The organism is Saccharopolyspora sp. NPDC002578 (genome assembly GCF_053592695.1).
The window spans coordinates 1-12,285 of record NZ_JBSFWJ010000115.1 but is presented as its reverse complement, the minus strand read 5'-3'; the positions used below and the strand labels follow the sequence as shown (position 1 = coordinate 12,285).

The 12,285-nt window shown below is 72.4% G+C and carries 10 protein-coding genes; 4 read left to right on the top strand and 6 right to left on the bottom strand.

The window, feature by feature from the left end; translation table 11 throughout:
* The first annotated feature begins 175 nt into the window (after positions 1–175).
* The 3 genes from ACWD38_RS28995 to ACWD38_RS28985 are packed head-to-tail and all read left to right on the top strand — an operon-like array spanning position 176 to position 2,301.
* Positions 176–1,144, top strand: coding sequence for a DUF3558 family protein (locus tag ACWD38_RS28995; protein WP_184481984.1), 969 nt, complete (start codon positions 176–178; stop codon positions 1,142–1,144).
* Between the two features lie 43 nt (positions 1,145–1,187).
* Positions 1,188–1,502 (top strand): hypothetical protein, encoded by a 315-nt coding sequence (locus ACWD38_RS28990; protein WP_184481982.1) that lies wholly within the window; start codon positions 1,188–1,190, stop codon positions 1,500–1,502.
* Positions 1,503–1,551: 49 nt separating this feature from the next.
* Positions 1,552–2,301 carry an alpha/beta hydrolase gene (locus ACWD38_RS28985; protein WP_184481980.1) on the top strand — a complete coding sequence of 250 codons (750 nt, stop codon included), beginning with the start codon at positions 1,552–1,554 and terminating at the stop codon, positions 2,299–2,301.
* A 172-nt stretch (positions 2,302–2,473) separates the two neighbouring features.
* On the opposite strand, the gene ACWD38_RS28980 is transcribed toward ACWD38_RS28985, so the two are convergent.
* The 6 genes from ACWD38_RS28980 to ACWD38_RS28955 form a co-directional block, all read right to left on the bottom strand.
* Positions 2,474–3,652 carry a THUMP-like domain-containing protein gene (locus ACWD38_RS28980; protein WP_450125334.1) on the bottom strand — a complete coding sequence of 393 codons (1,179 nt, stop codon included), beginning with the start codon at positions 3,650–3,652 and terminating at the stop codon, positions 2,474–2,476.
* A 625-nt stretch (positions 3,653–4,277) separates the two neighbouring features.
* The gene (locus ACWD38_RS28975) at positions 4,278–5,060 is read right to left on the bottom strand and encodes an enoyl-CoA hydratase-related protein (RefSeq protein ID WP_184481976.1); all 783 of its coding nucleotides are present in this window, start codon (positions 5,058–5,060) and stop codon (positions 4,278–4,280) included.
* Positions 5,061–5,226: 166 nt separating this feature from the next.
* Positions 5,227–5,994, bottom strand: a complete 768-nt coding sequence (locus ACWD38_RS28970; protein WP_184485676.1) for an ABC transporter ATP-binding protein — start codon at positions 5,992–5,994, stop codon at positions 5,227–5,229.
* 290 nt (positions 5,995–6,284) lie between these two features.
* On the bottom strand, positions 6,285–6,737 hold the full coding sequence (locus tag ACWD38_RS28965; RefSeq protein WP_184481974.1) for a rhodanese-like domain-containing protein: 453 nt from the start codon (positions 6,735–6,737) through the stop codon (positions 6,285–6,287).
* Positions 6,737–7,324, bottom strand: coding sequence for a cysteine dioxygenase (locus ACWD38_RS28960; RefSeq protein WP_184481972.1), 588 nt, complete (start codon positions 7,322–7,324; stop codon positions 6,737–6,739). The genes ACWD38_RS28965 and ACWD38_RS28960 overlap by 1 nt, the downstream gene beginning before the upstream one ends.
* 567 nt (positions 7,325–7,891) lie before the next feature.
* A complete protein-coding gene (locus ACWD38_RS28955; RefSeq protein WP_450125333.1) occupies positions 7,892–9,175 on the bottom strand; it encodes a peptidase in 1,284 nt (427 codons plus the stop codon).
* Positions 9,176–9,403: 228 nt separating this feature from the next.
* Here ACWD38_RS28955 and glgP point away from each other — a divergent pair, with 228 nt between their 5' ends.
* The gene (gene glgP, locus ACWD38_RS28950) at positions 9,404–11,953 is read left to right on the top strand and encodes an alpha-glucan family phosphorylase (RefSeq protein WP_184481968.1); all 2,550 of its coding nucleotides are present in this window, start codon (positions 9,404–9,406) and stop codon (positions 11,951–11,953) included.
* Positions 11,954–12,285: the final 332 nt, after the last annotated feature.

Genomic DNA, 12,285 nt, shown 5'->3' with positions numbered 1-12,285 from the left:
CGTCCAAAAGCCGACCCCCCGCGGGTTCTCAGTGCCTTCCTCGCGAGGACGGTTTTTTCCCTCGTGGCGGAGCCACTCGGGAAAAAGATCCCGCAGCGAGAGACCGACTGAGGTTCCGCCACCCACCCCCCCCGGGCAAAACGACCCCCACCCCGAACAAAGTTAGTCTGGGGCGATGCCGCGTTTTCTTGGTCTGCCGGTGGTGCTGGTGTCGTTGCTGCTGTGGGCCGTCGGTTGCAGCGGTGTCGCGCAGCAGCGTCCGGAACCCGTGTCGGACCGCGAGTCCGCGTCGGTGACCGGGGCTCTCGGTGATCCGCGCACGGTCGATCCGTGTTCGCTGATCGATCCCGCGTCGTTGGCGAAGTTCGGCGAGGCGCGCGACGCGGGCACGGTCTCGTTGGACTACTGCTTGTTCCGGGTGCGGATGGCGGAGGGCGCGCTGGCGCAGCTGAAGGTCGGCGAACTCGCGCGGGAAGCTCCGCGGCAGGCCGATCCGGTGGTCGGCGCGGGCGCGTTCCGGATCGCGCGGGAGGCGCCGTTGCCGGGGCATTGCACGCGGCGGGTCTTGTTCGGTGACGGCAATTCCTTGCTGGTCAGCGCCGATCAGCTCGATGGTGCGCCGGGTGCCGCGCTGTGCGGGCTGGCGGAGGCGGGGGCGGGTGACGTCGTCGCCGCGATCGGGCGGCACCAGGTGCGCCACCGCCCGTACCCGCCGAATTCGCTGGCGTTGAGCGACCCGTGCCGGGTGCTCGGCACCGAGGTGGTGCGCGAGGTACCGGGCCTGGAGGAGGCCGAGCCGGAGGGTTCCCCGGCGGGCCACCAGTGCCAGTGGGGGCAGCAGGACGCCGCGTCGCCGCGGGTGCGGTTGGTGCACACCGCGGGTGATCCGCCTGCCGTGCTGCACGGGTCGGCGGTGGAGGAGTCGATCGCGGGTCGCCGCACGGTGACCAGCGTCGTCGGCGGCGACCCGAGAACCCCGTTGTGCTCGGCGGAGACGGGGCACCTCCCGTTCGGCGAACCGGGCGGCGGCCAGGTCGAGGTGGCGATGATCGTCGTGGCGTACCCCGATGGCACCGGGCTGGACGCGTGCGAGTTCGCCAGGGGCCTCGCGGAACGCGCCTGGCCGGGGCTCCCTCGGCCGTAGAGGGCTGGATACGGGCACGGGCCGGTGCCGTTACGGTGGGGGCGTGCCGCGCCGCAATCGTCCTCAGCGCCCGACCGGTGATTCGCCGGGGCCGGGTCCTCGGCCGATGGGTTCCGGTTTCGGCTGGTCCAGGGTGGAGGAAGGACCGGACGGCGAGTGGGTGGTGCGGACCGTTCCGGCCGCGCAGGCCACGAAGACCTACCGCTGCCCGGGATGCGACCACGAGGTGCGGCCGGGTGTCGGCCACGTCGTGGCGTGGCCCGCCGACGAGCAGGGCGACGTCGCCGACCGGCGGCACTGGCACAGCGGGTGCTGGCGGGCGCGCGGGCGCCGCGGGCCCACTCGGCGCTGGTCCTGACGGGCATCTCACACCGGTGCGGCCTGGTGGGCGTGGGAGGATCGAGCCGATGAGCACCGAGATCCGCGCCAACACCGTGCTGCCCGCCGAGCGGGAGCAGATCACCCTGCACACCGCCGATGAGCTGCGGTTGATCGGTGAGTTGTCGTTGCCCGCGAACGGTGCTCCGCGAGCCACGCTGGTGTGCCTGCACCCGTTGCCGACGCACGGCGGGATGATGGACTCGCACCTCTACCGCAAGGCGGCGTTCCGGCTGCCCGCGCTGGCCGATCTCGCCGTGCTGCGGTTCAACACCCGCGGCACGGCCAGCGAGGCGGGGCGCAGCGAGGGTTCGTTCGACAACGGCGACTCCGAGCGGTTCGACGTCGCCGCGGCGCTGGAGTACGCCGAGTTCCACGACTTGCCGGACGTGTGGCTGGTGGGCTGGTCGTTCGGCACGGACCTCACGCTCGTGCACGGGCTGGATCCGCTGGTGCGGGGCGCGATCCTGATCTCGCCGCCGTTGCGCTGGAGCACCGAGGAGCACTTGCGGGCGTGGGGCGAGTCGGGCAAGCCGGTGCACGCGCTGGTCCCGGAGTTCGACGACTACCTCCGCCCGGAGGAGGCGCGCCGCCGGTTCGCGACGATCCCGCAGGCGACGGTCACCGGTTTCGACGACACCAAGCACTTGTGGGTCGGGAAGGCGGAGGCGGCGCTGGACGCCATCGTGGACGTCGTCGCTCCGGATGTCGCCACGCCGCTGCCCCGCACGTGGGACGGCCCGTCCGAGACGCGTCAGGTCAGCATCGTCGGCCAGTGAGCGGTGTTCGAAGCTGGGCCGAGTGACCCTCGGCGTGGTGAGACCTGCTTCCGCTCCGCGTCCGGCTCCACGATCGTGACCCCGTTTTCCCTGGTGTCCCGCGATTTCTCGCGAATTGCGCGGGTGCGGGTGAAATGCGGATCCGGGCAGGGGGTGCGGAGGGTGATCGGCTTCAGGTGCGTTCGGCTCGGCAGAGGTAGGCGCGGGGGGTGCTGCCGACGCGGGTGAGGATGACCGTCGCTTCGGTGCTGCCGCGCGGTTTGAGCCTGCGGCGCAGCGCGTCGGGGTCGACGTCGACGCCGCGGGTCATGATCTCCAGCCGCCCCACGTCGTGGTCGCGCAGCAGCGCTCGCAGCGCCTTCTCCGCGTACTTCCCGTGGTCGATCACCCGGAACGCCCGGATGCCGGGCGGTGGCGCGTCGCCGGTGAGGTAGGCGATGCGCGGGTCGAGCTGCCCGAGCCCGTGCCGCGCCGCGTAGTGGCGGACCAGTCCGGCGCGCACCACGGCACCGTCGGGGTCGACGATCCACTGGCCGACGTCGAGCACGGGGCACTCGTCGGGGGCCTGATCGGTGAGTTCGTCGGGAGCTCCGCCGGCGCGCAGCACGGTGGCGCGCCGCCGCACCCCGTGCTCGGCGAGGTCGCCGAGCCACACGGCGGCTTCCCGGACCTGCCCGGCGAGCGAGACGATCTCCACTTCGGCGTGGTCGGGGATGGCGTCGAAGTCGAGGCCGGGCGCGCACTTCACGACCATGTCGCGGCCGGCGTGGACGTCGAGCAGCGCGTCCAGCGGCGGCACCAGGTCGGCCGGGTTCCAGCGGCGGCGGCCGGTGCCGTCGCGGCGCGCGGGGTCGGCGACGATCGTGGTCCCGGTGCTGGTGGGGCGCAGCGCGTCCGCGCGCACGAGGCCCGCGGAACTGCCGTCGGCGGTGAGGTTGTGCCGGGCCATGGCGAGCCGGACCTCGTCGAGGTCGGAGCCGATGCAGCGCTCGGCGACCAGCGCCACTTCCCGGAGGTCCGCGCCGATCGAACAGGTCACGTCGTGCACGGCGCGGCCGGTGAGCCGGCGGGCGCGGTGCCGGGCGACGGCGGCGGTGGTCGCCTGCTGCAACGAGTCCGCGGTGAACAGCCACTGCCCGGCACCGTCCAATTTGGACTCGGCTCGGCCGCGCAGCACCGCGGTCTCCAGCACGGCCCCGGCGAAGCGCGCTCCGGCGGCGGCCCGAGCGGCGGCGACGTCGGCCAGCCGCGAGTCCGCGGTCAGCGGCCGTTGCGCCACGACCGCGACGGCCTCGGCCCCGGCGGGGGACCGCAGGAAGGCCACATCATCGAGATCGAATGCGTAGCCCACCGAATTCCCACCACCGCGCACGTGCTCTACCTGGACCGCAGCACTCTAACCGCCCCACCCGAGCACCCCGGAGACACGCCCACCCGGAATCCCCCGCCAACACCCCCGGTCTCCGCCAACGAACACCGCGCCAAAGCCCGACCACCACCCGGCGAAACCCAAGCACGAGCGAAGCAAAGCCCACCGGCCACCAAGCTTTCACCGACGAAGCCGGCGAAGGCGACGAAGCCAGCCCATCTCGCAGCCAGAGCCCGTGCCTCACGCCGAACCCGTGCAGCGGACGGCAAGGCCAAGCCCGCCCACCTCGCGCCCGAAGGCAGTGCCTAGCGCCAAAGCCGTGCAGTAGGGCGGGCGAAGCCACGCCTGCCTCGCGGCCGAAGGCCGTGCTCTGCGGCGAAGCCGTGCAGTGGGCGGGCGTAGCCACGCCTGCCTTGCGGCGAGGCCGTGCCTGTATTCGCGCAGCGAATAGCCCACGTCCACAAGCCGACCACCGGCGAGTTCTCAGTGAGCCTCTCGCGAGGACGGCTTTTTCCCTCGTGGCGGAGCCACTCGGGAATAAGATCCCGCAGCGAGAGGCTCACTGAGGTTCTGCTGAATGACCACCCAAGCAGAACGAGCCCAGCACCTACCGCCCGGTGAACTCAGCCTTGCCCGGGCCGTTTTCGATGAACGAGCGCATGCCGATCTTCTGGTCCTCGGTGGCGAAGAGGCCGGCGAAGATCTGCGTCTCCAGGCGCAGGCCGTTGTCGAGGTCCATGTCGAGGCCGCCGTCGATCGCGGCCTTCGCCGCCGCGAGCGCGCGCGCCGGGCCGTTGGCGAACTGCTCGGCCCACTTGCGGGCCGCCGCGTACACCTCGTCGGCCGCCACGACCTCGTCGACGAGGCCCAGTTCCAGGGCTTCGGGGGCTTTGACGAACCGGCCGGAGAAGATGATGTCCTTGGCCTTGCTGGGCCCGACGAGCCGGGCGAGGCGCTGGGTGCCGCCGGCTCCGGGGATCACGCCGAGCAGGACTTCCGGCTGACCGACCTTGGTGGTGTCGCCGATGATGCGGCGGTCGCAGCTCAACGCGAGTTCGAATCCGCCGCCGAGGGCGTAGCCGGTGATGGCGGCGACGGTCGGCTTCGGGATCGCGGCGACGGCGCTCATCGCGGCGGTGAGGCCGTTCTCCTCCTTGGCGGCCATGTCCGAGTAGGACATGTCGGCCATTTCCTTGATGTCGGCGCCGGCCGCGAAGACCTTCTCGCCGCCGTAGACGATCACCGCGCGCACGTCGGGGCGTTCGGCCGCCTCCGCCGCCACGGCTTTCAGCTCCTGCTCGATCTGCCGGTTCAGCGCGTTCATCGGCGGCCGTTCCAACCTGATCGTGCCGATGGCGCCTTCCACGTCGAGCCTGACGAACTCACCCACGCCGCAACCTCCTCGTCGAACTGCCGCTTGCCCGGAGGCTATCCCGCGTTCCCGCCGATCGTCAGTGTCGACGATCTCAGTAGTGGTGTCGCGTATCCCTTGCGGCCGAACGCGCACGGGCCCCCGCTCGCTTGGGAGCGGGGGCCCGTCGCGCGGGTGCGGTCGGTCAGGCGCGCCTGCGCGCGAAGTAGCGGTCGCCGCTGCGCTGCAGCTCCAGGTCCTGGTCGAAGGTCTTCGAGAGGTTGTCCTCGGTGAGCACGTCCTCCAGCAGCCCCTGCGCGACGGTGGTGCCTTCGCGCAGCAGCAGGGCGTGGGTGAACCCCGGCGGGATCTCCTCCACGTGGTGGGTGACGAGCACGGACGCGGGTGCTTCCGGGTCCATGGCCAGTGCGGACAGCCGCGCCACCAGGTCTTCGCGCCCGCCCAGGTCCAGCCCGGCGGCGGGTTCGTCGAGCAGCAGCAGCTCCGGATCGGTCATCAGCGCGCGGGAGATGAGGGTGCGCTTGCGCTCGCCTTCGGACAACGTCCCGAAGGATCGGTCGGCGAGGTGCGCCACCCCGAGCAGGTCCAGCAGTTCGGTGGCCCGGTCGGTGTCCATCTCGTCGTATTCCTCGCGCCACCGGCCGAGGACCGAGTACCCGGCGCTGACCACCACGTCGCGCACCAGTTCGTCGCCGGGCACGCGCGAACCCAGCGCGGCCGAGGACAGGCCGATCCGCGGGCGCAGCTCGAACACGTTGGTGCGGCCCATGCGTTCCCCGAGCACGTCGACGGTGCCGTCCGACGGGTGCAGTTCGGCGCCTGCGAGCTTGAGCAGCGTGGTCTTGCCCGCGCCGTTCGGTCCCAGCACCACCCAGCGCTCGTCGAGTTCCACCGACCAGTTCACGTCGGACACCAGCGCGTTTCCACCCCGCCGGACTCCGACTCCGTCCATCCGGATGACCAGGTCGTCCACGTCCACCTCCCAGCCGTTTCCGGCCGCTCTGCGCACGGTTCCGGCGCCGTTCGGACCGCCTGGCGATCACCCCGCCGGTCCCCTCCGGGACTCATTCTTCCGGTCCCGCACCAGGTGCTTGCGGCCGGGCTCGACCGGGGCTCCGGGCACCGCCGTCGGTGGTGCCAGGCGGAGACCGGGAGCGAGGCCGTCCGCGACCGGGCGCGGGGCCGTCCGCGCGCGAACGAGGGCGCCGTCCGGTGGACGACGCCCTCGCTGCGGGGTACGTCTCAGCCGACGGGGGCGTGACCGCCTTCGACGGGGAGCCCGGCCGCGCGCCACGCCCGGAACCCGCCGATCAGGTCGGTCGCCCTGCCCAGGCCGAGTTCGCGGGCCTGCGCGGCGGCGAGGCTCGACGCGTAGCCCTCGTTGCAGACCAGCACCACGGGCTGGTCGACGCGCAGGCCGTCGAGCCGGTGCGGGCTGGACGGGTCCAGCCGCCACTCCAGCACGATGCGCTCCACGTTCAGCGCGCCCGGGATCTCGCCTTCGGCGAGCCGGTTCGACTCCGGCCGGATGTCGATCAGGAGGGCCCCGTTGCGCTGCAGCTCCGCGGCGCCGCGCGGATCGACCCGGTCCAGGTCGCCGCGGGCGTCGGTGAGCAGGTGGTCGATGCCGTACGGGCCGAAACCAGGGGCCTCGTCGGCGTGGGGGCGTTGCGTCGGCACGGTGACCTCGCTCATCAGATGTTCTTCCGGATCGGGCCCGCCGGCTGCGGCGCCACGGGCGGCACGTCGGAGAGGTCCGCGTAGTGGCGCACCGGCAGCAGCGGCGGCGAGTAGGCGTGCACGGTGGCCGCGTTCACCGAGCTGGTGTTGCGGACCTGGTGCGCGCGCCCGGCGCCGAAGCCGATCGACGAACCGGTGCCGTGGTGCGCCTCGCGGATGGGGCCCGCCGGGTAGCGGTAGTCCTCCCGGACCTCGCCGAACAGCACCGCGAACGATCCGGAGGCGCCGCCGTGGTCGTGCGGTTTCGTCCCCTGTCCGGGCGCCCAGGACAGCAGCCACAGCTCGACGCCCGAGGTGAGGCCGAGCCGCGCCCACCAGCGCTCTTCGTCGTGGACCTCGACGAGGTCCAGCAGGGAGCCGGTGAGTTCGGTGATGGCCAGCGTGGTGAGGTCGCGCAGTTCCTTCGGCGTCCACAGCTCGTGGTCGGGGCGGATCGAGTCGCGCAGCAGCGGCAGGTCCAGTGCGGGGTGCAGTTCGACCGCGCCGAGCTCCGGGATCTCTTCGGTCGGCGTGTACTGGGAGACGTGCGTGGGTGCGGACATGAGTGCTTCCGTTCCTTGGTTCGTGAGCTGAATCGGAACCGGGCCGATCGACGGCGTCCCAGCGCCGGACCGCGCGGGCGTGCCGCGGGGAAGGCGGGGAGGTGAGGAATCGCGATGCCGCGCCGTCGACCCGGTGGGGTCACGGGGAGTTGCGGTCAGTGACAGGCCGAAGTGACGACCAGGAACAGGTCGATCACGCGATCACGAGTAAGCAACGAATCCGGCACGGACCGGATCCTGGCACGTCCGAGCGGGTCGCGGCCAGTGTGGGCCGGTCGCGTCCCGCGATGTGGGCGTCGGTGGGGCTCGTGTGACAGGAAGGTTCCCTTGTTCGCGCCTTCGTCACCGAAGGCGTCTTGTGGCTGTCGACCAGTGCGGACAGGTGGGGTGGGACGGCGCGACGCGGCGGCGGGGAGGTTCCCCGCGCGCCGGACCGCTGTGCGAGATCGGACCGCGACCCCCGCGGCGCGTCCTCGATCATGGTGCGCGGTGGCGCCGGGTCCTCCCAGGCTCCGAACGGTGCGCGATGTTCCGCTGTTCGCTAGCGGGCTCCGCCACGGAACGTGATCATCCGCAGTGGACGGGCCCGTGCAGCAGCCCGGTGCGGAACGCGGCGACCCGCTCACCGCCGGTGAGAGCTTGGCCGCCGGTGGCATCGCGGGACACGCTGTCGCTGACCAGCAGCGATTCGATCGCTTCGTCCAGGTCGCCCGCGGAGAGCCCGGGTTCGGTGGCGGTGTAGGCGCCGGTGAGGCAGCTGATCGCCCTGCCCGCGGCGGCGCCGCTGGTGGGCCGCCCGAGCGCGGTGAGCGCGGCGAGCGCCTGCCGGGACGCGAGCAGGGTGGCCGTCGCCTGGTCGCCGACGTCGCGGTGCAGCTCGTCGAGCCCGGCCGGGTCGTAGCCGATCAGGCCGCGCTCGGCGCAGTACCCGACCGGGTCGGCCGGGCAGTCGCGGGAGCGCACCGCGGGCGGCGTCCAGCTCCGGCCCGCGGCGGCGACCTGGTCGCCGAAGAACTCCGCGCCCGCGTCGGCGGTCCGGTCGACGACCGCCTGCAGCGGTGCGTTGCCGTCGTCGGGGGCGTCGCCGGTGGGGGCGCGTTCGGTGGGGACGTCGGCGCAGCGGCCCGGCCCGTCCCGGTGGCCGTCCTGGAACGCGGTGATCCGGTCGAAGGACGTGCCGTGCGCGTCGCCGGAGGACGCGTCGGTGCCGATGGGGTCGCGGAACACGATCAGCGCGTGCAGCGCCTGGTCGAGCTGCGCGGGGGAGACGCGCAGGTGTTCGGTGCGCCCGTCGGCGGCGGCGCGCAGGAAGGCGCCCGCGTAGCAGTCGGCGCCCGCTTCGACGCGGGCCGCGTCGCTGCCCGCGCCGACGTCCACTCCGGACCGCTGCTGCACGGCGTGGCCGACCTCGTGGGCGAGGACCACGGCGACCGCCGCGTCGCCGTAGTGCTCGCGCAGCACCGGCAGCAGCGCCGCGCGGTCCCAGGCGATGGCGTCCACGGAGGCGCAGTAGTAGGCGTTGCCCTCCAGGTTCGAGACGGAGCCCGAGCACGGCGGGGGCCGCCCGGTGCTCGCCGTGGTGTCGACGGAGAAGAAGCCGCCGTCGAGGTCGTGCCACGGCCGCCCGGTCACGGCGGGCAGCGTCGCCGCCCAGTACGCCTGCACGTCGCTGATGACGGTGGCGGCGAGCCGGTCGAGGTCACCGCCGTCGGTGCCGTGCACGAACCCGGGGTCGACCGTCGCCGACTCGGCCTCGGCGGGCGGCGTCGGCGCAGGACGTGAGCAGCCCGCGACCCCGAGCACGAGGGTCAGCAGGGCAGCGGAGAGGATCCGGATCCGCCGAGTGCGCACCCCGCCAGCTTCGCATCATCGAGTTGATCACCCGGCCACGGCGTCGTCATCGGGCTGCGACACTGTCGGACACGCCTGGAGCCGGGTGCGTCGACCACGAGTCGAGGAACCGGTCGCGCGCCTCGTCGGCCGATCGCCGGAACGGGCGGCGCCGCACGGGTACGCGTGCGGCGCCCGGACGTTTGAGAATCAGACATCGACATCGACCGCGAGATAGGGTCAGCCGCCGTGAGAGCCGTCCACCGATTCACCGTTCGAGCACATCTGCCGGAGCCGTTGGCGGCGCTGGGAACCCTGGCCACGAACCTGCGCTGGACGTGGCACCCGCCGACGCAGGACCTGTTCGCGGCGGTGGACCCGGCGGTGTGGTCGCGGGTGGGCGGCGACCCGCTGCGACTGCTGGAGGAGGTCCCGGCGGAGCGGCTGCGCGGGCTCGCCCAGGACGACGAGTTCCTGGCCCGCACCCGCGCCGTCGACGACGACCTGCGGCACTACCTGTCGGTGCCCCGCTGGTACCAGCAGCGGCAGGCCGAAGGGGCCGCGCTGCCGTCCTCGGTGGCGTACTTCTCGATGGAGTTCGGCGTCAGCGAGGCGTTGCCGAACTACTCCGGCGGGCTCGGCGTGCTGGCGGGCGACCACCTGAAGTCGGCGTCGGACCTGGGGGTGCCGCTGATCGGGGTGGGCCTGTTCTACCGCTCCGGCTACTTCCGGCAGGCGCTGTCCGAGCAGGGCTGGCAGCAGGAGCACTACCCGGTGCAGGACCCGAAGGGCCTGCCGCTGGAGACGCTGACCGAACCGTCGGGCGAGCCGATCCTGGTGCGGGTCGCGATGCCCGGTGGGCGGGTGCTGCGCGCGCGGATCTGGAAGGCCCAGGTGGGCCGGGTTCCGCTGCTGCTGCTGGACACGGACCTGCCGGACAACGACGACGACCTGCGCGGCACCACCGACCGGCTCTACGGCGGCGACTCGGACCACCGCATCCGGCAGGAGATCCTCGCCGGCGTGGGCGGGGTGCGGGCGGTGCGCGCCTACTGCGAGCTCACCGGCCACCCCGCGCCGGAGGTCTTCCACACCAACGAGGGCCACGCCGGTTTCCTCGGGCTGGAACGCGTCCGGGAACTGCACGGCGCGCCGGGCTTGAACTTCGACGAGGCCGTCGCCGCGGTCCGCGCGGGCACCGTGTTCACCACGCACACCCCCGTTCCGGCGGGCATCGACCGGTTCCCGGTGGACCTGGTGCGCCACTACTTCGGCGACGGTTCCTCGCAGGCGCTGCTGCCGGGGGTGCCGACGGAGCGGGTGGTGGCGCTGGGCGCGGAGAACAACGCGGGCATGTTCAACATGGCGCACATGGGGTTGCGGCTGGCGCAGCGGGCGAACGGGGTGTCGGCGCTGCACGGCGGCGTGCTGCGCACCATGTTCCGCGGGCTGTGGCCCGGTTTCGGCGTGGAGGAGGTGCCGATCGGGTCGGTCACCAACGGGGTGCACGGGCCGACGTGGTCGGCGCGGGAACTCGGCAAGCTGCTCGGCGAGTCCGAAATGGACAGCGGTGCGGGCCTGCGCGGCATGGAACCGGTGAGCGACCCGCTGCTGTGGGAGCTGCGCAGTTCGCTGCGCCAGCGGCTCGTCGACGAGGTGCGCCGCAGGCTCCGGCAGGCGTGGTTGCAGCGCGGTGCCTCCGACCTCGAACTGGGCTGGTGCGACTCGGTCTTCGACCCGGACGTGCTCACCATCGGCTTCGCCCGCCGGGTGCCGACGTACAAGCGCCTCACGCTGATGCTGCGCGACACCGAACGGCTGCGGCGGCTGCTGCTGGACCCGGAGCGCCCGGTGCAGCTGGTGGTGGCGGGCAAGTCGCACCCGGCCGACGAGGGCGGCAAGGCGATGATCCAGCAGATCGCGCGGTTCGCCGACGACCCCGAGGTGCGCCACCGCATCGTCTTCCTGCCGGACTACGACATGTCGTTGGCGCGGTACCTGGTGTCGGGCTGCGACGTGTGGCTCAACACCCCCGTCCGCCCGCTGGAGGCGTGCGGCACCTCGGGGATGAAGGCCGCGCTCAACGGCGCGCTGAACCTGTCGGTGCGCGACGGCTGGTGGGACGAGCTGTTCGACGGCGAGAACGGCTGGGCGATCCCGAACGCCGACGGCGTCACCGACCAGAACCGCCGCGACGACCTGGAGGCCGCCGCGCTCTACGAGCTCATCTCCACCAGCGTCGCGCCCACCTTCTACGAGCGCAGCACCGACGGGGTGCCCGGCAAGTGGATGTCGATGGTGCGGCACACGCTGGCCACGCTGGGCCCGCGGGTGCAGTCCTCCCGCATGGTCCGCGAATACGTGGACCGCTACTACGGCCCGGCGTCGCGGTCGGTGCAGGCGATGACGGAGCAGGACTTCCACGGCGCGAAGGAGATCGCGGAGTACGGTGCGCGGTTGAGCGCGGCGTGGTCGTGGGTGCGGATCGGCTCCACCCGGATGTCCGTGGACGACGGCGCGACCCCGCTGCTGGGCGGGCGCATCACGGTGCGGGCCGAGGTGGACCTGGCGGGCCTGGAACCGTCCGATGTGGACGTGGAGGTAGTGGTGGGCCGCGTCGACGACGCGGACAAGCTTCACGAGTTCACCACGGAATCCATGCACCCGGCCGAAGACGGCCACTACGAGGCGACGGTCACGCTGCCCCACGCGGGCCCGACCGGCTACACGGTCCGAGTGCTCCCCAAACACCCCCTCCTATCGGGCCCCGCAGAACTCGGCCGAATCGTCCTGGCATGAGCCGCCCGCCCCTAGCGATCAAGCCGCGCAGCACGACGGGCGAAGCCACGCTTGCTTTGCGGCCGAAGGCCGTGCCTTTGCGGCGTAGCCGTGCCTTGGGCGGGCGAAGCCACGCTTGCTTTGCGGCCGGAGGCCGTGCCTTTGCGGCGTAGCCGTGCCTTGGGCTGCGGAGCAAGCCTGCCTGGCGGCCGAAGGCCGTGCCTGTATTCGCGCAGCGAATAGCCCACGTCGAAAAGCCGACCACCCGCGGGTTCTCAGCTGTCTTCTCGCGAGGACAGCTTTTTCCCTCGTGGCGGAGCCACTCGGGAAAAAGATCCCGCAGCGAGAAGACA

Bases quoted from the DNA above. Each gene is read 5' to 3' on its own strand.
- ACWD38_RS28995 (WP_184481984.1), top strand. From the start codon at position 176: ATGCCGCGTTTTCTTGGTCTGCCGGTGGTGCTGGTGTCGTTGCTGCTG.
- ACWD38_RS28985 (WP_184481980.1), top strand. From the start codon at position 1,552: ATGAGCACCGAGATCCGCGCCAACACCGTGCTGCCCGCCGAGCGGGAG.
- ACWD38_RS28970 (WP_184485676.1), bottom strand. From the start codon at position 5,994: ATGGACGGAGTCGGAGTCCGGCGGGGTGGAAACGCGCTGGTGTCCGAC.
- ACWD38_RS28965 (WP_184481974.1), bottom strand. From the start codon at position 6,737: ATGAGCGAGGTCACCGTGCCGACGCAACGCCCCCACGCCGACGAGGCC.
- ACWD38_RS28960 (WP_184481972.1), bottom strand. From the start codon at position 7,324: ATGTCCGCACCCACGCACGTCTCCCAGTACACGCCGACCGAAGAGATC.